Genomic DNA, 19,400 nt, shown 5'->3' with positions numbered 1-19,400 from the left:
GCTCAGCGGGAAGCGGCAGCCTCGAACACCTTGTCGCCGCCGATCCAGACGCTTCCTATGCCAAGATCGCCCGACAGCGCAACGATGTCCGCCGCCGTGCCATTGGCGAAGCGGCCAAGCCGGTGCGACTGGCCGATCGCCTGCGCCGGATAGAGCGAAGCCATGCGCAAGGCTTCGGATAGCTCGAGTCCGACGGTGCGGTGCATGAACCGGATAGCCGAGATCATGTCGAGGTCGGCGCCGGCCAGCGTGCCGTCGGCAAGCCGCAGGCTCCCATCCTTGCGGTAGATGGTGCGGCCATTGAGGGTGAACGACGTCATGTCGGTGCCGATCGTCGCCATCGCGTCGGTGACCAGCACGATCCTGCCCGGCCCCTGCTTGGCATCGAGAGCGATCCTGATCGTCGCCGGATGGACATGGATGCCGTCGGCGATCAGGCCGGCGGACAAGGTCCCGATGTCGAGGGCGGCCCCCGCCAGTCCGGGCTCGCGGTTGCCGATCTGGCTCATCGCGTTGAACAGGTGGGTGACGACACTGGCGCCGGCCTCGGCGAAGGCTTTTGCCGTGGCATGGCCCGTATCCGAATGGCCGAGGCTGACGACGATTCCGGCCTTGGCCAGGGTGGTGACGCGGGCCGGGTCGACGGATTCCGGCGCGATCGTGGTGAGCAGCACCGGCAGCTTCCGGCGCGCCGCCATCAACATGACCTGGTCGGCGTCCGTCATCGGCCGGATCAGCGCCGGATCATGCGCGCCCTTGCGGGCGATCGAGAGATGCGGCCCTTCCAGATGCAGGCCTAGAAAGCCCGGCACCTTTTGCAGCGCTGCGGCTTCGCCGGCGGCGATGGCTGCAGCGGTGATCGCGGGCGTGTCGGTGATCAGCGTCGGCAGCAGTGCCGTCGTGCCGAACGGCGCATGCGCGCGGCAGATGGTTTCGATCGAGGCGACATCGGGATGGTCGTTGAGCATCACCCCGCCGCCGCCATTGACCTGGATATCGACGAAGCCCGGCACCAGCATGCCGCCGCCGGTGTCGATGGCGCGGATATCCCCGGGAAGTGCGCCTTGCGGCAGCATGGCCTCGACAAGGCCGTCGCGCACGACAAGGGCGGCACCTTCATGCCAGTCGTCGCCGTCGAAAATGCGGGCTCCGGTCAGGGCAAAACGATCGCTCATACGGTCTCCGTCACCTTGCGAAGGTTGCGCGGCGCGTCCGGGTCGAGGTCGCGATGGCGGGCAAAGGCCTCGACGAACATGTAGAAGGAGACGATCAGCGTCAGCGGATCGGTCAGCGGATGACCGGTGGCGACATGCGGCAGGCGCGTGGCGCGATTGGCGAGTGCCGAGGTGACGAACACCGGCGCGCCCTTGGCCGCCAGGCTGTCGGCGGCTTCGGCGACGGAGGGCTCGGACGCGTCGCGCGCGGCCAGCGCCAGCACCGGAAAGTCGGGGCCGATCAGCGCCAGCGGGCCATGCATGACTTCAGCCGCGCTATAGGCCTCGGCATGCATGCCGCAGGTCTCCTTGAACTTCAGCGCCGCCTCGTTGGCCATCGCCGCCGACGGGCCGCGGCCGAGAATGAACAACGACTTCTGCTTCTCGATCGTTTCGGAGAGCACGCTCATCCAGTCGCAGGCGATCGCCTTGCCGAAATGCTCGGGCAGGCGGGCAAGTGCCGCGAGGAGCGCTTCGTCGCCGGTCGAATGCGCCATCAAGGCAAGACCGGCAACGGCGGAGTTGATGAAGGTCTTGGTAGCCGCGACGCTGCGCTCGGGGCCGGCGAGGATGTCGATCGCATAGTCCGAGGCGCGCGCGAGCGGCGAATCGGCGGTGTTGGTGACGGCGATGGTCAGGGCGCCGCCGGTCCGTGCGGTTTCGGCCATGGCGACGATGTCGGGGCTCTTGCCCGACTGCGAGATCGCGAGACACGCCGAGCCGTCAAGCCGCAACTTGCGGCCATAGATCGAGGCGATGGAGGGGCCGACCGAGGCGACGGCAAGGCCCGCGGTCAGTTCGACGGCATATTTCATGAAGGTGGCGGCATGGTCGGACGAGCCACGCGCCACGGTGACGACGAAATGCGGGTCGCGTTCCCTGATGCCGCGCCCGGCTTCGGCCAGCACCGCGCCGGAGCCGTCGAGCAGGCGGGCGACGGCTTGCGGGATTTCCTCGATCTCGCGCTGCATATGGGTGGTGTTGGAGATCATGGTCGGCCCTCTTCGCTCGGCCCTGTCAGCCGCAGTTCGGCGACGAAATCATAGGCGTCGCCCCGGTAGATGGAGCGAGTGAATTCGATCACCTTGCCGCTCGCCAGATAGGAAATACGCTCGATGTGCAGGCCGGCAATACCCGGCGGCACTTCGAGCAGGCGCGCATCGCCCTCGCCGAGATTGGCGGCGGAGATACGCTGCACGGCGCGCACCGGCCGGTTGCCGGTCAGTTCCAGTGCCGCGTAGAGCGAGGAACCGATGCCGGCCGGATCGGGCAGCACGCTGGCCGACAGCGAAGCACGTTCGATCGCCAGCGGCGTGTCGTTGGCGATGCGCAGGCGCGCGACGCGCGCCACCAGCTCGTTCGACGACAGGCCGAGCACCATCATCTCGTCGGGCGAGGGCGCGTAGAGCCCCCGATCAAGCCAGGCGGAGCGCACCGCCATGCCGCGCCGCGCCATGTCCTCGGTGAAGGAGGTGAGCCGCGACAGCGACTGCTCGACGCGTTCCATGCGCGGCGCTACGAAAGTGCCGGAGCCATGGCGCTGGACGAGGATGCCGCCCTTGACCAGGTCCTGCACCGCCTTGCGCACGGTGACGCGCGAAATGTCGGCCTTGGTGGCGATGTCGCGCTCGGACGGCAGCGCGTCACCCGGGCCGATCAGGCCGCGATTGACCGCGTCCTCGATGCTTTTGCGCAATTGCAGGTAAAGCGGCGCACCGCTTTGCGAGGATTGTTTGAGCGCGGCGAAGATCTGGTCGGCGGCATCGCTCATCGTGCGGCCTCCGTCCTGGCGAACAGACGCGCCGCCATCTGAACGGCACCGCCTAGCGCATCGTCGAGCGGTTCCTTCAGCAGGGCGCGGTAGCGTGCCGACAAGCGCGGCGCATAGAGCGGCGCCAGCCCGCCGAGCAGGCAGAGCGGCGCGCCGGCCGCGAGGTCGAGCGCGCCGAGCGATGCCTCGACATCGGCGACCGCCTTGTCGAGGATCCAGTTGGCGACGATGTCGCCTTTTTGCGCGTGCTCGAACACTTTCGGCGCGAAGCCGCCGAAATCGCCCGGTTTGGCGTTGGTGGTAAACTCGACCACGTCCTCGGGATTGTTGCGGAAAACGGCCATCATGCTGTCGGTCAGCGGCGAGGCCTGGCGCACGCCATCATGCGCGAGCAGTGTCTGTTCAAGCAGGTCGCGGCCGATGCGGGCGCCGCTGCCCTGGTCGCCGACCTGGAACCCCCAGCCGCCAATGGCGCGCGATTTGCCATTCTTGCGCGCCATATAGGCTGTGCCGGTGCCCAGGATCGCCATCGCGCCGTCACCGGAACCGACAGCGCCCTCGAGCGCGATCTCGGCGTCGGTCTCGACGCGGCTGGTGCTGAACGGCAGGATCGCTTCGAGCTGCTGCCGATAGGTTCCGACATTGGCGCCCGCAAGTCCGAGAATGGCGGGTGTTTGCGGGATCAGGTCCGGGTCCTGCCCGGCGGCGATGAAGGCCTGCCGCGCCGCATCGACGATGTTCGAGCGGGCGCCGGTGAGGTCGGTGCGGATGTTGGCGGCGCCGCTTTTGGCGCGGCCGATGACGGCGCCGTCGACTGTTGCCAGGGCGGCCCTGCAGCTGGTGCCGCCGCCATCGATACCGAGCACGAATTTCACGCGATTTCTCCTCCGGGCGGATAATACCAATAAAATACCAATAGCCAAGAGTTAATTTCCGTTTCAAAAAGATTAAGCCGTATTTTATTGAAAAACTTGCGTAATTCGTCGGCTCAGCGATTCCCTGTCCGCGAATTCGTTAATGTGTGTGGACAAGTGGTATTTTTTTGGTATTGTTTTGTGGATTGGAGGAACTGGGATGGCCGAAATGCGCACCGAAGCGCTGCATGGGAATGCCGAGGGGCTGGATATCCAGGCGCCCGAAGCGATCCTCGGCTCGCTGGCCGATGCGCAGGTCGAGGCCGCGAAAGCGGTCCGCAACGCCATTCCTTCCATCGCCAGGGCAGCCGAGATCATTGCCGGCTGCCTGAGCAGCGGCGGCAAGCTTGCCTACGCCGCGGCCGGCAGCTCCGGCCTGATGGCGCTGGCCGACGCGCTGGAACTGCCGGGCACGTTCGGCATCCAGCGCGACCGCATTGCCATCCTGATCGCCGGCGGCGACGAAGCATTCAAGACACTGGCCGGCGGGCCCGAGGATGATACGGAGGAGGCCTCGACCGCGGTCGCCAATGCCGGCATCGGCGCGGGCGATTGCCTGATCGCACTTTCCGCCAGCGGCACGACCCCCTACGCGGTGCGCGCCATCGAGGATGCGCGGCGACGGGGTGCCGTCACCATCGGCATTGCCAACAACAGGGGTTCGGCTCTGCTGCGGCAGGCCGACACCGCCATCCTGCTCGAAACCCCGCCGGAAGTCATTGCCGGCTCGACCCGCATGGGTGCCGGCACGGCGCAGAAGATCGCGCTCAACATGCTGTCGACGCTGACCGCCATTCATCTTGGTCATGTTCATGACGGCTACATGGTCAACCTCATGGCCGACAACATGAAGCTGCGCGACCGGGCGGCGCGCATCGTCGCCGCCGTCAGCGGCCGCGGCCAGGAAGAGGCCGCCAGCCTGCTCGAAAAGAGCGGCGGCGCGGTCAAGACCGCCATTTTGCTTGCCGCCGGCGCCGACAGCGCCGACGCGGCCGAGAAACTGTTGGAAGGGACCGGCCAGAAGCTGCGGCCGGCGCTTTCAGCAATCGAGGGGAGCAAGGGGCGCAACGCCTCTGTTCTCATCAAAACGGAACCTGAAAAAGGTCAACAGGGAGACTGAGCATGACAACGAAACTACTGACGGCACTGCTTCTGGGCACAAGCATTCTCGGCTCGGCCGGGCTGGCTCACGCCGAGGACGTAACGCTCAACATCGAAAGCTGGCGCGGCGACGACCTCGCCATCTGGAAGGACAAGCTGATCCCGGCCTTCGAAGCCAAGAACCCCGGCATCAAGGTGGTGTTCGCACCATCGGCTCCGACGGAATATGATGCCGCGCTCGGCGCCAAGCTCGCTGCCGGTTCGGCGGGCGACCTGATCACCTGCCGCCCGTTCGACAAGTCGCTCGAACTGTTCAAGAAGGGCAACCTTGCCGATCTCTCGGCGCTGCCCGGCATGGAAAACTTCTCGCCCGTCGCCAAGTCCGCTTGGCAGACCGATGACGGCAAGGCGAGCTTCTGCGTACCGATGGCCTCCGTCATCCATGGCTTCATCTACAACAAGGACGCCTTCGACAAACTCGGCATCAAGGTGCCGCAGACCCGCGACGAATTCTTCGCCGCGCTCGACAAGATCAAGGCCGACGGCACCTACATCCCGATGGCGATGGGCACCAAGGACCTCTGGGAAGCCGCGACCATGGGCTACCAGAACATCGGCCCCAACTACTGGAAGGGCGAGGACGGCCGCGCGGCACTGATCAAGGGCGATCAGAAGCTGACCGACAAGGACTGGGTCGCTCCCTATGAGGAACTGGCCAAGTGGAAGCCTTATCTGGGCGACGGCTTCGAGGCTCAGACCTATCCGGACAGCCAGAACCTGTTCACGCTCGGCCGCGCCGCCATCTACCCGGCCGGCTCGTGGGAAATCGGCCTGTTCAACACGCAGGCCCAGTTCAAGATGGGCGCCTTCCCGCCGCCGGTCGAGAAGGCCGGCGACACCTGCTACATCTCGGACCATACCGACATCGGCATGGGCCTGAACGCAGCCTCCAAGCACGCCGACGCGGCCAAGACCTTCCTGTCCTGGGTGGCTTCGCCTGATTTCGCCACCATCTATGCCAACGCGCTGCCGGGCTTCTTCAGCCTGAACTCCTCGCCGGTGAAGATGGAAGACCCGCTGGCGCAGGAATTCGTCTCCTGGCGCGGCAAGTGCAAGTCGACGATCCGCTCGACCTACCAGATCCTGTCGCGCGGCACGCCGAATCTCGAAAACGAGACCTGGGTTGAATCGGCCAACGTCATCAACGGCACCGATACGCCCGAAGCCGCGGCCAAGAAGCTGCAGACCGGTCTCGACAGCTGGTATCATCCGGCGAAGTAAGAGCTCAGGCAACGGAGCCGGCTGGGCGCATGCCCGGCCGGTTCCGGACTACCTGGCAGTTCAGATAGCGATTGTCGGCATCGCCTCTCGGCCTTACCCTTGCTCTTGTTGGGGAAGGCTGGCTGACCAGTCGCAGGCTTTGTTGTTGCCTCACCGGCAAGAACATTCGGCCGTGCATCGAGGCGTCATCTAGCATCATATCGTCTGAACCGAGAGACGGCGGGGACCGAACTCATGGCCGCACAAACACGACCGAAAAGACCGTTCCGCTGGCATATCGCCGTCTTCCTGGCGCCGGCGGTGCTCGTCTATACGGCGATCATGATCCTGCCGCTGGCCGGCACGCTGCAGCTCTCGCTGTTCCGCAACGTTGACCAGTCCCAGGTCTTCGTCGGCCTGGACAATTTCCGCACCCTGTTCGGCGACCCCAACTGGTCGGTCAATTTCTGGAATGCGCTCAGGAACAATGTCTGGTTCTTCATCATCCACATGCTGGTGCAGAACCCGGTCGGCGTGCTTTTGGCCGCCCTCCTGTCCAGCCCGAAGCTTCGGTTCTCGGCCTTCTACCGCACGGCGATCTTCGTGCCGACCATTCTGTCCTTCGTCATCGTCGGCTTCGCCTGGAAGCTGATCCTGTCGCCGCTGTGGGGCGTGGCGCCGCATCTGCTCGATTTCGTCGGCCTGAAAAGCCTGTTCACGCCGTGGCTCGGCAAGGAGCAATACGCGCTGACCGCGCTCAGCCTGGTGTCGGTATGGCAGTTCATCGGCATCCCGATGATGCTGATCTATGCCGCCCTGCTGTCGATCCCCGACGAGGTGATCGAGGCGGCTGAATGCGATGGCATCACCGGACTGTCGCAGTTCTGGAAGATCAAGCTGCCGCTGATCCTGCCGTCGATCGGCATCATTTCGATCCTCACCTTCGTCGGCAATTTCAACGCCTTCGACCTGATCTACACGGCGCAAGGCGCGCTCGCCGGGCCGAACTATTCGACCGATATTCTCGGCACCTTCCTCTACCGCGCCTTCTTCGGCTTCCAGCTGCAGGTCGGCGATCCCAACATGGGCGCGACCATCGCCACGATCATGTTCCTGATCATCCTCGGCGGTGTCTGCGTCTACCTCTTCCTCATCCAGACGCGCCTGCGTCGCTACCAGTTCTGAGGGGCAAGAGATGAGCATCGCCACCCGTTCACTCCCCCGCACCATCGGCGCCCACGCGATCCTCTTGACCTACACGGTGATCGCGCTTTTCCCGGTGGTTCTGGTCATCATGAATTCGTTCAAGTCGCGCGCCGGCATCTTCGGCGCGCCGCTGACGCCGCCGACGCCGAAAACCTTCGATATGATCGGCTACACCACGGTGATCGGCCAGGGCGATTTCATCCATTATTTCCAGAACAGTCTCGTCGTCACCGTCGGCTCGCTGTTCTTCGTGCTGCTGTTCGGCGCCATGGCGGCGTTCGCGCTGTCGGAATACCGCTTTCGCGGCAACACGCTGATGGGGCTTTACCTGGCGCTCGGCATCATGATCCCGATCCGGCTCGCCACTGTCGCCATCCTGCAGCTGATGGTGGCGAGCGGGCTGGTCAACACGCTGACGGCGCTGATCCTGGTCTACACCGCGCAGGGCCTGCCGCTGGCCGTCTTCATCCTGTCCGAATTCATGAAGCAGGTGTCCGACGATCTGAAGAATGCCGGCCGCATCGACGGCCTGTCGGAGTACACCATCTTCTTCCGCCTGGTGGTGCCGCTGGTGCGGCCGTCCATGGCGACCGTCGCCGTCTTCACCATGATCCCGATCTGGAACGACCTGTGGTTCCCGCTGATCCTGGCGCCGTCCGAAGAGACCAAGACGGTGACGCTCGGCGCCCAGCTTTTCCTCGGCCAGTTCGTCACCAACTGGAACGCCATCCTGGCGGCACTCTCGCTGGCGATCCTGCCGGTGCTGATCCTCTACGTCATTTTCTCGCGGCAGCTGATCCGCGGCATTACTTCCGGAGCCGTCAAGTGAGTTCAGAAAGACCCCTTCGTGTCGTCGTCGCCGGGCTCGGCAATATGGGGCGCAGTCACGCGCTGGCCTATCACACCAATCCAGGCTTTGAGATCGCCGCCCTGATCAACCGTTCCGACGTGCCGCTGCCGGGCGGGCTGGCCGCCTACGGCATCCGGCGCTCCTTCGACGAGGTGCTGCGCGACGAAAGGCCCGATGTCGCCTGCATCGCCACCTATTCCGACAGCCATGCCGACTATGCGGTGAAGGCGTTCGAGTCCGGCTGCCACGTCTTCGTCGAAAAGCCGCTGGCAACGACGGTCGCCGACGCCAAACGCGTGGTCGCCGCCGCCAAGGCCAATGGCAAAAAACTGGTGATCGGTTATATCCTGCGCCATCACCCCTCCTGGGTGCGGCTGATCGCCGAGGCGCGCAAGTTGGGCGGCCCCTACGTCTTCCGCATGAACCTCAACCAGCAATCCTCGGGCCACACCTGGGAGACGCACAAGCAGTTGATGCAGACGACCTCGCCGATCGTCGATTGCGGCGTGCACTATCTCGACGTCATGCTGCAGATCACCGACGCGAGACCAGTCGAAGTGCGCGGCATGGGCGTGCGGCTGACCGACGAGGTGGCGCCCATCATGTACAATTACGGCCATCTGCAGGTGCTCTTCGATGACGGTTCGGTCGGCTGGTACGAGGCCGGCTGGGGCCCGATGATTTCGGAAACCGCCTTCTTCGTGAAGGACGTCATCTCGCCCAAGGGCTGCGTGTCGATCGTCATGAAGGAGGGCGTGAAGTCCGACGACATCGACACCCACACCAAAACCTCGACCATCCGCCTGCACAGTGCGGCGACCGGCACGGACGGCAAGTTCCTAAAGCCGGACGAGATGCTGTCCATGGAAGGCGAACCCGGCCATCAGGACTTGTGTGATCTCGAACAGGCTTTTGTCCTCAAGGCAATCCGCGAGGACCTGGACCTGACCCGCCACATGGACGATGCGGTGCGGTCGCTCGCCGTCTGCCTTGCCGCCGACGAGAGCGTTCGCAGCGGCGCAGCCGTCAAACTCTAACGACAGGAAGAAGCCGTGGGCTCGCTAAATATCGAGAATGTGAAAAAGGCCTTTGGGCCGGTCGAGGTGCTGAAGGGCATCGATCTCGAAGTGACGGATGGCGAGTTCGTCGTCTTTGTCGGCCCTTCGGGTTGCGGCAAGTCGACCTTGCTCCGGGTCATCGCCGGGCTGGAGGATTCGACCTCGGGCCGGGTGCTGATCGATGGCGAGGACGTCTCCGTCACGCCGCCGGCGAAACGCGGCATCGCCATGGTGTTCCAGACCTATGCGCTCTATCCGCATCTGACGGTGAAAAACAATATGGGCCTCGGCCTCAAGCAGGCGAACACCCCCGCGGCGGAGATCGACCGCCGCATCGGCATCGCCTCGTCCATGCTGTCGCTGGAACCGTACCTGGAAAGGCGGCCGGCGGAGCTCTCCGGCGGCCAGCGCCAGCGCGTCGCCATCGGCCGCGCCGTGGTGCGCGAGCCGAAACTGTTCCTGTTCGACGAGCCGCTGTCGAACCTCGATGCCGCGTTGCGCGTCAACACGCGGCTGGAAATCGCGCAGTTGCACCGCCGCCTCAAGGCGACGATGATCTACGTCACCCACGACCAGGTCGAGGCGATGACGCTGGCTGACAAGATCGTCGTGCTCAACGCGGGAAAAATCGAGCAGATCGGCGGCCCGATGGAGCTCTACAATTCGCCGGCAAACGAGTTCGTCGCCGGCTTCATCGGCTCGCCCAAGATGAATTTCGTCGACGGCGCCCGCCTCGGCGAGACAGCCAAGACCATCGGCGTGCGGCCGGAGCATCTGACCGTCGATCCGAAATCCGGCGCCTGGAAGGGCACGGTCGTCCATGCCGAGCATCTCGGCGCCGACACCAATCTCTATCTCGACTGCGAGAAGGCCGGGCTGATCACCGTGCGGATTTTCGGCGTCTACGACGCGGAACCCGGCGCCACGCTTTATGCGACGCCTGATCCGACGAGGACCTATCGGTTTGGCGCTGATGGGAAAGTGCTGAAGTAGTGTTTCAGCGTAGGTCGGCGCTGCCCCTCACCCTTACCCTCTCCCCGTGAAGAACGGGGAGAGGGGGTCGCCAACGCTGGAGCGCTTCCCTTCTCCCCGTCGCTATACGGGGAGAAGGTGCCGGCAGGCGGATGAGGGGCGGCGCAAGCTTCGCAAGGATCGCTGACTTAAACGTCAGCCCTAAACGTCTGCTTCTGCTGCCCCAGGCCCTCGATCCCCAACTCCACCACATCGCCGGCCTTCAAGAACACCGGCGGCTTCATGCCGAGACCGACGCCGGGCGGGGTGCCCGTCGAAATAATGTCGCCGGGGTGCAGCGACATGAACTGGCTGAGGTAGGAGACGAGATAGGCGACGCCGTAGACCATGGTCTTGGTCGAACCGTTCTGCATCGTCTTGCCGTTGACGGTCAGCCACATTTTGAGGTTCTGCGGGTCGGATACTTCGTCCTTGGTCACCAGCCACGGGCCGGTCGGACCGAACGTGTCGCAGCTCTTGCCCTTGGTCCACTGGCCCTGGCGCTCGGCCTGGAAAGCGCGTTCGGACACGTCATGGGAGACGCAGTAACCGGCGACGTAGTCGAGCGCATCGGCTTCGCTGACATACTTCGCGGTCTTGCCGATGACCACGCCGAGCTCGACTTCCCAGTCGGTCTTCTCCGAGCCGCGCGGGATCAGCACGTCATCGTCGGGGCCGACAATGGCCGAGCTTGCCTTCATGAAGATGATCGGCTCCGGCGGCACGGTGGCGCCGGTTTCGGCGGCGTGGTCGGAATAGTTGAGGCCGATGCAGATGAACTTGCCGGTGCCGGCCACGCAGGCGCCGAGCCGAGGCTTGCCGGAAACCGCCGGCAGCGACTTCGCATCGAGCTTCGACAGCATGTCGAGCGAGGCCGGATGAAGCGTGGTGCCGGCGATATCGGCGACATGGGCGGAGAGATCGCGGATCGTTCCATCCGCATCGAGCAGGCCGGGACGTTCGCTTCCCACCTCGCCATAGCGCAGCAGTTTCATGCATCTTCTCCTGATTGCGGCCTCGCGGCCGTTCTACAAACTCTCCGCCGAGGCATCAGCCCTTTCGGAACCGGGCGGACCCTAGCCACCGGCCTGCTTCACGACAAGCGCAGGCAGCCTGTTTTGACAGCCGGCGAGCGGGATTTTCAGACTTCCCGATCCTTCGCCAAACCCGATCGCCCGGTGCCCGCGATTGTCTCCGGGCAGCGCTCAGATCGACCAGCCGCCGTCGATATTGTAGGCCTGCCCCGATGTGTAGGTGGCGCCGCCCAGGTAGACGGCGAGATCGGCAATCTCTTCCGGCGTGCCGAGCCGGCCCATCGGCTGGCGGGCGATGAAGGCGGCACGCGCGGCTTCGTAGTCGCCCTGCGCGTGCATTCGGTCCTCCAGCGAAGGGCTCTCGACCGTGCCGGGGCAGATGGCGTTGCAGCGTATGCCCTTGCCGACATAGTCGGCCGCGACCGCCTTGGTCAGGCCGATGACCGCGGCTTTGCTCAGGCCATAGACGAAGCGGTTCGGTACACCCTTGGTCGAGCTCGCCAGCGAGGCCATGTTGATGATCGATCCGTCGCCGCGCTCCAGCATGCCCGGCAACACGGCGCGGATGGTGCGGACCATGGCGCGAACGTTGAGGTTGAGCGCGAAATCGAGGTCGCCATCCTTCATCTCGAGGATCGAGCCGGAATGGACGAAACCGGCGCAGTTGAACAGCACGTCGACACGGCCGATCTCGGCGAAGGCCGAGTTGACCGCCTCGTCATTGAGGACATCGACCTTGCGGGTCTTGATGCCGGAGGTCTTGGCGAGTTCCGCCAGCAGCGTCTCGTTGATGTCGGTGGCATGGACGGTGGCGCCGGCCTTGGCGAAGGCCAGCGCGCTTGCCTTGCCGATGCCTTGCGCCGCCGCCGTGATGACAACGACCTTGCCTGCCAGATCCGCCATATCTTTTCCTCGCCTGCTTGGGTCAATTGCCTTTATCGGCGACCGGCGAAGGCGTCATGTGCCAGTCAGGCGCGATCGTGCGGCCTGTGCCAGTTCACTGATAAAGATGTTTTTTCTCGTTAAAGAACATGCGTCCGGGCGTCAAGCCCGAACGCGATCACCAAGTGCGAACATCAGTCGCCGTAAGGCACCCAGACATTCTTCACCTCGATGGCGCGGCGCAGCAAGGCGTCACCGGCGGCTTCTTCCGAGGCCCAGTCGAGGCTGCGGCCATTGCCGCTCCAGACGCGCTTGAGGTTGCCGACGGAGTCGGCTTCCGCCTTGGCGCAGGTGTCGGCGTCGGCAAACAGCCAGAGCCCGTCGACGTCGTCATGCTTGGCCAGCACGCCTGCAAGCTCCGCCGTGCGGCCGGTAACGATGTTGATGGCGCCGGCGGGCACGTCGGAATATTCGATGACCTGATAGAGATCGGTGGCCAGCAGCGGGTGGCGTTCCGACGGCACGGCCACCACCGTGTTGCCCATGGCCAGCGCCGGCGCGACCAGCGAGATGAAGCCGAGCAAGGGCTGATTGTCGGGCGCGACGATGCCGACGACGCCGACCGGCTCATGCAACGCCAGCGTCACGGCACGCGCCGGCGGCTGGTGCACCCGGCCCTCGAACTTGTCGGCGAGGCCGGCGTAGAGGAACAGCCGCTCAATCGACTGTTCGACCTCGTCCCGCGCCGCCTTGGCGTTGGCCCCGGTCAGTTCGGTGAGGCGGGCGGCAAACTCGCTGGCACGGCCGGAAAGGTTCTCGGCCAGGTAATAGAGCACCTGGGACCTGTTATAGGCGGTTGCCTCCGGCCAGGCCTTGCAGGCGCGCGCGGCTGAAACGGCGTCACGGATATCCTTGCGGCTGCCGAGCCCGACTTCGCCGGCGAGCTTGCCCTTGGCGGTGGCGATACCAAGCGAATAATTGCCGTCCGGCCGCACCTGCTTGCCGCCGATGAACAGCTTTGCCGTGCGGTCGATGGCGTCGCCGTCGGCCTGCTCGACGGGCCGAGCGGACGACGCCGCCGGCTTGATGACCGAACCGAGCGGCAATTTTGCCGATAGATATTCGAACATGCCCTCGCGCCCGCCCTCGCGGCCGAAGCCGCTCTCGCGGTAGCCGCCGAAGCCGCAGGCGGCGTCGAACATGTTGGTGCCGTTAACCCATACCACGCCGGCCTTCAGCTGAGGCGCCACATGGAGCGCGAGATTGACGTTCTCGCTCCACACCGAGGCAGCGAGCCCGTAGCGTGTGTTGTTGGCGATCTCGATCGCTTCCTCGGTGTTGCGGAAGGTCATGGTGGCAAGCACAGGCCCGAACACTTCCTCCTGCGCCAGGATATTAGCCGGCGAAACACTCGTTGCCAGCGTCGGCAGATGATAGTAGCCGGAAGACGGCAGCGTTGCATCCGGCTGCCAGCAGACGGCGCCCTGCCGGGCACCCTCGGCGATCAGTCCCTTGACGCGGTCGAGCTGGGTGAGGTCGACCAGCGGGCCGATATCGGTGTTCTTGTCGAGTGGGCTGCCGACTCGCAACCGGCTCATTCGCGTCTTGACCTTGGCGATCAAGGCGTCGGCGATGCCTTCCTGTACCAAGAGGCGCGAACCGGCGCAGCAGACCTGGCCCTGGTTGAACCAGATGCCGTCGACGAGGCCTTCGACGGCGCTGTCGAGATCGGCGTCCTCGAAGACGATGAAGGCCGATTTGCCGCCAAGCTCAAGGGACAGTTTCTTGCCCGAGCCGGCGGTGGCCTTGCGGATGATCTTGCCGACCTCGGACGAGCCGGTGAAGGCGATCTTCTGGATGCCGGGATGGTTGACGATCGCCGCGCCTGCTTCCGGGCCGCCCTGGACGATGTTGACGACGCCCTTCGGCACGCCGGCGCGTTCGCAGATTTCGGCGAACAGGATTGATGTGAGCGGCGTGAATTCGGCCGGCTTCAGCACCACCGTGCAGCCCGCCGCGAGTGCGGGCGCGATCTTCCAGGCCAGCATCAGCAGCGGGAAATTCCACGGGATGATCTGGCCGACGACGCCGACACCCTTGTGGCCAGGGAAATCCCTGTCCAGCGCCTGTGCCCAGCCGGCGTGATGGATGAAATGGCGGATGGCCAGCGGCACGTCGATATCGCGGCTCTCGCGGATCGGCTTGCCATTGTCGATTGTCTCAAGCACCGCGAACAGCCGCTGGTGGCGCTGCATGGCGCGGCCGATGGCGTAGAGCACCTTCGCGCGCTGGTAGCCCGAACTGGCGCTCCATTTCGGCAGCGCTTTCGTGGCCGCCGCGACGGCCGCGTCGATGTCGGCGGCGTTGGCGTCCGAAATCTTGGCCAGCAACTTGCCGGAAGACGGTTCGCTGGTCTCGAAAGTCTTGCCGCCGCTCGCCGCCTTCCAATCGCCGCCGATGAACAGCGCCTTGCCGAAATCGCGCGCCGCGAGCCAGGCATCAGCTTCATTGCGCGCCTCCGGCGCCGGGCCGTATTCCATGGCGTGATAGCGTTCGAGAATGTTCATCAGGCGGGGCTCCAGATAATTGTCAGGGGGGCGCCGTAGGGCTCCACGTTCAAGGCCTCGCTCGCCTTACGCCATCGCGTGGCGGTGATTGGCCGAATAATGCCCGGTCAGATGATGCTCGAGCTGCCGCTCGATGTCGGTGAGCAGGCTCGACGCGCCGAAGCGGAACAGCTCGGGCTCCAGCCATGGCCGGCCGAGCTCTTCCTTCATCAGCACCAGCCAGTCGAGCGACACTTTCGCGGTGGAAATGCCGCCGGCCGGCTTGAAACCGATGAGATAGCCGGTTTCCTCGAAATAGGCCCTGATGGCACGCACCATGGCAAGCCCGACGGGCAGCGTGGCGTTGACGCTTTCCTTGCCGGTCGAGGTCTTGATGAAATCGGCGCCCGCCATCATCGCCACCATTGAGGCCAGCATGACATTGCGCAGCGTGGCGAGGTCACCGGTGCCGAGGATGACCTTCAGATGCGCGTCCCCGCATGCGGCACGCATAGAGACGATTTCGTTGTAGAGCTCGCGCCACTTGGCCCCGAACACCAGGCCGCGCGGAATGACGACGTCGATCTCGTCGGCGCCGTCCTTCACCGAGGCCTCGATTTCCTGCAGGCGGGTCGACAGCGGCGCCAGGCCGTGCGGGAAGGCGGTGGAGACGGCGGCGACATGGATGCCGGTGCCGCGCACGGCGTCAACGGCCGTGGCAACGAAGGGATGATAGACGCAGACGGCGGCCGGCCGGATGGTTTCGCCCGCAATGCCGAGGCCTTCCATGATGTCGCGGCGCAGCGGGTTGATCGCCTTGGCGCAGAGCCGGCGCACGCGCTCCTCGGTGTCGTTGGAGTTCAGTGTCGTCAGGTCCATGCAGGCGATCGCCCGCAGCAGCCAGGCGGCCTGGTTGTCGGCCTTGATCGAGCGCCGCTTGGTCAGGCTGACGACGCGGCGCTCCAGCGCCGAGCGGTTGACGCTGCGCACCGATTCCAGAAAACCGAGATCGAGTTTCAGGCCGGGATTGCGCGCGATGTGATGATCCAGCGGCACCGGCGTGTTGGCGGCGGCGCGTGCCGGCAGCGGCGTCACCTTGGTGCCAAGATCGGCTTCGCGGATTGTGCTGCTCATCTCCTGCCCTTTCATTCAGCGGCGTGCGCTTGATGTCTTGGTGCGCATCGTTCTCCCAAAGCCGTTCGACACTTTTGGGCGACACGCACGAAGATAGCCCGCGAAGCCGTGCTTCACGAGTCCTCAAGCGAGGGATAGCTGAAAAAGGCCGCGAAAGCAGCTGATTTTTGACCGGAAGGTCAAAACAAGGTTTCTGGGAGACCCGCGGGCCTCAGCCGACGAAGGCGCGTTCGACGACGAAACTCGAGGGGTGGCTGAGCGAACCTTCCTGGAAGCCGAGGCTTTCGGCCAGCTCCTTGACGTCCTTCAGCATATGCATCGAGCCGCAGATCATGATGCGGTCGGTTTCCGGATTGAGCTTCTCGATGCCGAGATCGCTGTAAAACTTGCCCGAACCGATCAGCGCGGTGATGCGGCCCATGCGCGCCGACTCTTCGCGTGTCGTCGAATTGTAGAGCGTGACGCGGCCGGCGGTCAGCTCGCCGATCAGCGGGTCGCTTTCCAGTGCCGCCACCAGTTCCTGGCCATAGATCAGCTCGGCATTGTCGCGGCAGGTATGGGTCAGGATGAGCTGGTCGAACTTCTCGTAGGTGTCGGGGTCGCGCAGCAGGCTGGCGAAGGGCGCGATGCCGGTGCCGGTCGAAATCATGAACAGGCGCTTGGCCGGGGTCAGCGCGTCGACGACCAGCGTGCCGGTCGACTTCTGGCGCATGATGACCGTGTCGCCGACCTGGATCTTCTGCAGTTCCGAGGTCAGCGGGCCGTCCGGCACCTTGATCGAGAAGAATTCCAGCTCTTCGTCCCAGGCCGGGCTGGCGACGGAGTAAGCGCGGTACACCGGCTTCTCGGCATTGGGCAGGCCGATCATCACGAACTCGCCCGAGCGGAAGCGCAGCGACTGCGGACGGGTGATGCGGAACGAGAACAGCCGGTCGGTATAGTGCTTCACCGAGACGACGGTTTCGGCATAGACATTGGCCGGAATCGGAAACTGCAGCGGGCGGGCTTCAGCGGTATTGAACGCGGGCGTGGTGTTCATCAATTCCAACCTTCTCGCCCAATTACAGACGCGGGCGCCAAACTTTCCCGTGCGCGCCCGAACCATTCAGGTTCCGGCGTGCCTTGCACACACTGCGAGGCGGTAAGCTCTTGTGTCGAGAATTTATTAGTATACAAACGATATTTGCGTCAAGATGCCGCCGTAAAACACCTTTCCAAACTGCGGCATATCCGTAGTCCCAGCATTTCGGGTTTCGACAATGAAAGAGAATTTTTCGGTGCAGCCGCCGGATTCCCTGGGCAGCGTCGTCGCCGGCATCGATGTCGGCGGAACCTTCACCGACCTGCTCCTGATCGACGGCAAGGACGGCGGCAAGGTGTATCTGGCCAAGACCCCGACTACGGTCGACAACCAGGCCTTTGGCGTGGTTTCGGCGCTTGGCGCCACCGGCTTTCCGGTCGACGGCATCGATCTCATCGTGCATGGCACGACCACCACCACCAACGCGGTGCTGGAGCGCCGGCTGGCCAGAACCGGCATGATCACCACGCGCGGTTTTCGCGACGTGATCGAGCTTGGCCGGCGTACGCGGCCGCAGCCCTATGGCATGACGGGCACCTTCGTTCCGGTCATCCCGCGCAATTTGCGGCTGGAGGTGTCCGAACGCGTCGAGGCATCAGGCGCCATCCGAACGCCGCTCGACGAGGCAGAAATGCGCGATGCCGTACAGGCGCTGATCGGCGCCGGTTGCGAATCCCTCGTCATCCACTTCCTGCATTCCTACGCCAACCCGTCACATGAACGGCGCGCCGCCGAAATCGCCGCCGAATTCTGGCCGAACGGCTACATCACCACCGGCCACGCGCTGCTATCGGAGGCACGCGAATTCGAGCGCGGGGTAACCGCCTCGGTCAATGCCTCGGTGCAGCCGATCCTGGAGCGCTATGTCGAGCGGCTGCGCAAGGAATTGGCCGACAAGGGCTATGCCCGAGACTTCCTGATCATGAACGGCAATGGCGGCATGATATCGGCCCGCTTCGTCACACGTGAATCGGCAAAGACCGTGATGTCAGGCCCCGCCTCCGGCGTCATCGCCGCCGCCTATACGGGCAAGCGCGCCGGCTTCGAAAACCTCGTCACCTACGACATGGGCGGCACTTCGACCGACGTGGCGCTGATCCGCAACGCCGAGCCGGCGGTCTCGAACGAGATCGAGATCGAATACGCCATGCCGATCCATGTCCCGATGGTGGCGGTGCATACGGTCGGCGCCGGCGGCGGTTCGATCGCCCGCGTCGATGCGGCCGGACTGATCCAGATCGGCCCGGAAAGCGCGGGCGCCAATCCCGGCCCAATCTGCTACGGGCGCGGCGGCACCGAGCCGACCATCACCGACGCCAACCTGGTGCTCGGCCGGCTGGCGCCGAAGAAATTGCTGGCCGTCGACAATCCGGTCACAGCGGAGCGCGTGACCGGCATTTTCGAGGACCGGATCGGCAAGTCGACCGGCCTCTCCGGCGTCGAAGCGGCTGGCGCGGTGCTCAGGCTCGGCAATATGAAGATGGCCGGCGCCATCCGCATGGTATCCGTATCGCGCGGCCACGATCCCCGCGATTTCGCGCTGTTCGCCTTCGGCGGCGCCGGGCCGCTGCATGCGACGGCGCTCGCCCGCGAACTCGGCCTGCCCAAAGTGCTGGTGCCGGCACGTCCCGGCATCACCAATGCGCTTGGCTGCGTCGTCGCCGATCTGCGCCACGACTTCGTCAACACCATCAACCAGCCAGTGGCCCTGCTTGATGAAAGCCGGCTCCACCAAGTATTGGAACGGCACCGGAACGAAGGCGAGGAACTGATCGCCAAGGAAGCGGTGAAGCCGGCAACGATCCGCGTCACCCACTCCGCGGACATGCAGTTCGTCGGCCAGACCCACATCATCAACGTGCCGTTGCCGTCCTCCTCGGTAACGCGAGCTGCATTGCAGGGCCTGTTCGAGAAAGCCTATTTCGCTCGCTTCAAGGTCGAGCTGCCCGAAATCCGCGCCAACCTCGTCAACCTCAACACCTCGGTCACCGGGATGCGCCCGGCGATCGACTTGTCACGCCTGATCGACCCGGCCGGGCGGGCAAAGACGCTGGAAGAGGCGCGGCGCGAAATCCGGCCGGTCTGGTATGGCGGACGCTGGCACGACACGCCGGTGTACATCAGGGAAAAGCTGCCGCTCGATGCGATCATCGAAGGGCCGGCGATCCTCGAACAGATGGACGCCACCACCGTGCTCGAACCCGGCGACCGCGCGCGCTGCGACGCCGACGGCAACATCATCATCGATGTGGGCAAGGAATGATGGGAAATTCGTCTGTTAGTTTCTGTCCTTTTACAGTCGGCCTCGCGCTGCCCCTCATCGCCCTGCCGGGCGATG

16 protein-coding genes are annotated in these 19,400 nt (G+C 64.6%); 7 read left to right on the top strand and 9 right to left on the bottom strand.

Features of this window, described 5'->3' with window-relative positions; all coding sequences use genetic code 11:
• Window positions 1-2: 2 nt before the first annotated feature.
• The 4 genes from nagA to EN861_RS05765 are packed head-to-tail and all read right to left on the bottom strand — an operon-like array spanning window position 3 to window position 3,860.
• Window positions 3-1,175: an N-acetylglucosamine-6-phosphate deacetylase gene (gene nagA / locus EN861_RS05780; RefSeq protein WP_135862829.1), complete on the bottom strand. Its 1,173-nt coding sequence runs from the start codon at window positions 1,173-1,175 to the stop codon at window positions 3-5.
• Window positions 1,172-2,206, bottom strand: coding sequence for an SIS domain-containing protein (locus EN861_RS05775; RefSeq protein WP_135862827.1), 1,035 nt, complete (start codon window positions 2,204-2,206; stop codon window positions 1,172-1,174). Before EN861_RS05775 ends, nagA begins: the two co-directional genes overlap by 4 nt.
• Complete coding sequence (locus EN861_RS05770; RefSeq protein WP_127275351.1) at window positions 2,203-2,985, bottom strand: GntR family transcriptional regulator; 783 nt, start codon at window positions 2,983-2,985, stop codon at window positions 2,203-2,205. The genes EN861_RS05775 and EN861_RS05770 overlap by 4 nt, the downstream gene beginning before the upstream one ends.
• Entirely contained in the window at window positions 2,982-3,860 is an 879-nt protein-coding gene (locus EN861_RS05765; protein ID WP_127871132.1) for an N-acetylglucosamine kinase, read from the bottom strand. Before EN861_RS05765 ends, EN861_RS05770 begins: the two co-directional genes overlap by 4 nt.
• Before the next feature lie 199 nt (window positions 3,861-4,059).
• Here EN861_RS05765 and EN861_RS05760 point away from each other — a divergent pair, with 199 nt between their 5' ends.
• The 6 genes from EN861_RS05760 to EN861_RS05735 all read left to right on the top strand — a co-directional run bounded on the left by EN861_RS05760 (window position 4,060) and on the right by EN861_RS05735 (window position 10,367).
• Complete coding sequence (locus EN861_RS05760) at window positions 4,060-5,019, top strand: N-acetylmuramic acid 6-phosphate etherase (RefSeq protein WP_127871133.1); 960 nt, start codon at window positions 4,060-4,062, stop codon at window positions 5,017-5,019.
• A 2-nt stretch (window positions 5,020-5,021) separates the two neighbouring features.
• Window positions 5,022-6,281: an ABC transporter substrate-binding protein gene (locus tag EN861_RS05755; protein WP_135862825.1), complete on the top strand. Its 1,260-nt coding sequence runs from the start codon at window positions 5,022-5,024 to the stop codon at window positions 6,279-6,281.
• Between the two features lie 234 nt (window positions 6,282-6,515).
• Window positions 6,516-7,445, top strand: a complete 930-nt coding sequence (locus EN861_RS05750; protein ID WP_127275355.1) for a sugar ABC transporter permease — start codon at window positions 6,516-6,518, stop codon at window positions 7,443-7,445.
• Between the two features lie 10 nt (window positions 7,446-7,455).
• A complete protein-coding gene (locus tag EN861_RS05745; protein ID WP_127871135.1) occupies window positions 7,456-8,295 on the top strand; it encodes a carbohydrate ABC transporter permease in 840 nt (279 codons plus the stop codon).
• Window positions 8,292-9,353 carry a Gfo/Idh/MocA family oxidoreductase gene (locus tag EN861_RS05740; protein WP_135862823.1) on the top strand — a complete coding sequence of 354 codons (1,062 nt, stop codon included), beginning with the start codon at window positions 8,292-8,294 and terminating at the stop codon, window positions 9,351-9,353. The genes EN861_RS05745 and EN861_RS05740 overlap by 4 nt, the downstream gene beginning before the upstream one ends.
• 15 nt (window positions 9,354-9,368) lie before the next feature.
• The gene (locus tag EN861_RS05735; protein ID WP_135862821.1) at window positions 9,369-10,367 is read left to right on the top strand and encodes an ABC transporter ATP-binding protein; all 999 of its coding nucleotides are present in this window, start codon (window positions 9,369-9,371) and stop codon (window positions 10,365-10,367) included.
• Between the two features lie 167 nt (window positions 10,368-10,534).
• Here EN861_RS05735 and EN861_RS05730 read toward each other — a convergent pair whose 3' ends face one another.
• From EN861_RS05730 to EN861_RS05710, 5 genes are all read right to left on the bottom strand, one after another.
• Entirely contained in the window at window positions 10,535-11,380 is an 846-nt protein-coding gene (locus EN861_RS05730) for a fumarylacetoacetate hydrolase family protein (protein ID WP_127275359.1), read from the bottom strand.
• Window positions 11,381-11,590: 210 nt separating this feature from the next.
• On the bottom strand, window positions 11,591-12,322 hold the full coding sequence (locus EN861_RS05725) for an SDR family oxidoreductase (RefSeq protein ID WP_127871138.1): 732 nt from the start codon (window positions 12,320-12,322) through the stop codon (window positions 11,591-11,593).
• Between the two features lie 173 nt (window positions 12,323-12,495).
• On the bottom strand, window positions 12,496-14,868 hold the full coding sequence (locus tag EN861_RS05720) for an aldehyde dehydrogenase family protein (protein WP_135862819.1): 2,373 nt from the start codon (window positions 14,866-14,868) through the stop codon (window positions 12,496-12,498).
• 66 nt (window positions 14,869-14,934) lie between these two features.
• Window positions 14,935-15,981 carry a deoxyribose-phosphate aldolase gene (gene deoC, locus EN861_RS05715; protein ID WP_127275362.1) on the bottom strand — a complete coding sequence of 349 codons (1,047 nt, stop codon included), beginning with the start codon at window positions 15,979-15,981 and terminating at the stop codon, window positions 14,935-14,937.
• 211 nt (window positions 15,982-16,192) lie between these two features.
• Window positions 16,193-17,020: a ferredoxin--NADP reductase gene (locus tag EN861_RS05710; protein WP_127275363.1), complete on the bottom strand. Its 828-nt coding sequence runs from the start codon at window positions 17,018-17,020 to the stop codon at window positions 16,193-16,195.
• 220 nt (window positions 17,021-17,240) lie between these two features.
• Between EN861_RS05710 and EN861_RS05705 the strand changes: the two genes are divergently transcribed.
• The gene (locus tag EN861_RS05705; RefSeq protein WP_127275364.1) at window positions 17,241-19,325 is read left to right on the top strand and encodes a hydantoinase/oxoprolinase family protein; all 2,085 of its coding nucleotides are present in this window, start codon (window positions 17,241-17,243) and stop codon (window positions 19,323-19,325) included.
• Window positions 19,326-19,400 lie beyond the last annotated feature (75 nt).

Origin of the sequence: Mesorhizobium sp. M8A.F.Ca.ET.218.01.1.1, assembly GCF_004791165.1 — a bacterium.
GTDB lineage: Bacteria > Pseudomonadota > Alphaproteobacteria > Rhizobiales > Rhizobiaceae > Mesorhizobium.
This window is presented reverse-complemented; position numbering and strand designations above follow the sequence as displayed.

Bases quoted from the DNA above. Each gene is read 5' to 3' on its own strand.
- EN861_RS05755 (WP_135862825.1), top strand. From the start codon at position 5,022: ATGACAACGAAACTACTGACGGCACTGCTTCTGGGCACAAGCATTCTC.
- EN861_RS05760 (WP_127871133.1), top strand. From the start codon at position 4,060: ATGGCCGAAATGCGCACCGAAGCGCTGCATGGGAATGCCGAGGGGCTG.
- EN861_RS05725 (WP_127871138.1), bottom strand. From the start codon at position 12,322: ATGGCGGATCTGGCAGGCAAGGTCGTTGTCATCACGGCGGCGGCGCAA.
- EN861_RS05775 (WP_135862827.1), bottom strand. From the start codon at position 2,206: ATGATCTCCAACACCACCCATATGCAGCGCGAGATCGAGGAAATCCCG.
- EN861_RS05720 (WP_135862819.1), bottom strand. From the start codon at position 14,868: ATGAACATTCTCGAACGCTATCACGCCATGGAATACGGCCCGGCGCCG.
- EN861_RS05730 (WP_127275359.1), bottom strand. From the start codon at position 11,380: ATGAAACTGCTGCGCTATGGCGAGGTGGGAAGCGAACGTCCCGGCCTG.
- deoC (WP_127275362.1), bottom strand. From the start codon at position 15,981: ATGAGCAGCACAATCCGCGAAGCCGATCTTGGCACCAAGGTGACGCCG.
- EN861_RS05745 (WP_127871135.1), top strand. From the start codon at position 7,456: ATGAGCATCGCCACCCGTTCACTCCCCCGCACCATCGGCGCCCACGCG.
- EN861_RS05710 (WP_127275363.1), bottom strand. From the start codon at position 17,020: ATGAACACCACGCCCGCGTTCAATACCGCTGAAGCCCGCCCGCTGCAG.
- nagA (WP_135862829.1), bottom strand. From the start codon at position 1,175: ATGAGCGATCGTTTTGCCCTGACCGGAGCCCGCATTTTCGACGGCGAC.
- EN861_RS05705 (WP_127275364.1), top strand. From the start codon at position 17,241: ATGAAAGAGAATTTTTCGGTGCAGCCGCCGGATTCCCTGGGCAGCGTC.
- EN861_RS05770 (WP_127275351.1), bottom strand. From the start codon at position 2,985: ATGAGCGATGCCGCCGACCAGATCTTCGCCGCGCTCAAACAATCCTCG.
- EN861_RS05750 (WP_127275355.1), top strand. From the start codon at position 6,516: ATGGCCGCACAAACACGACCGAAAAGACCGTTCCGCTGGCATATCGCC.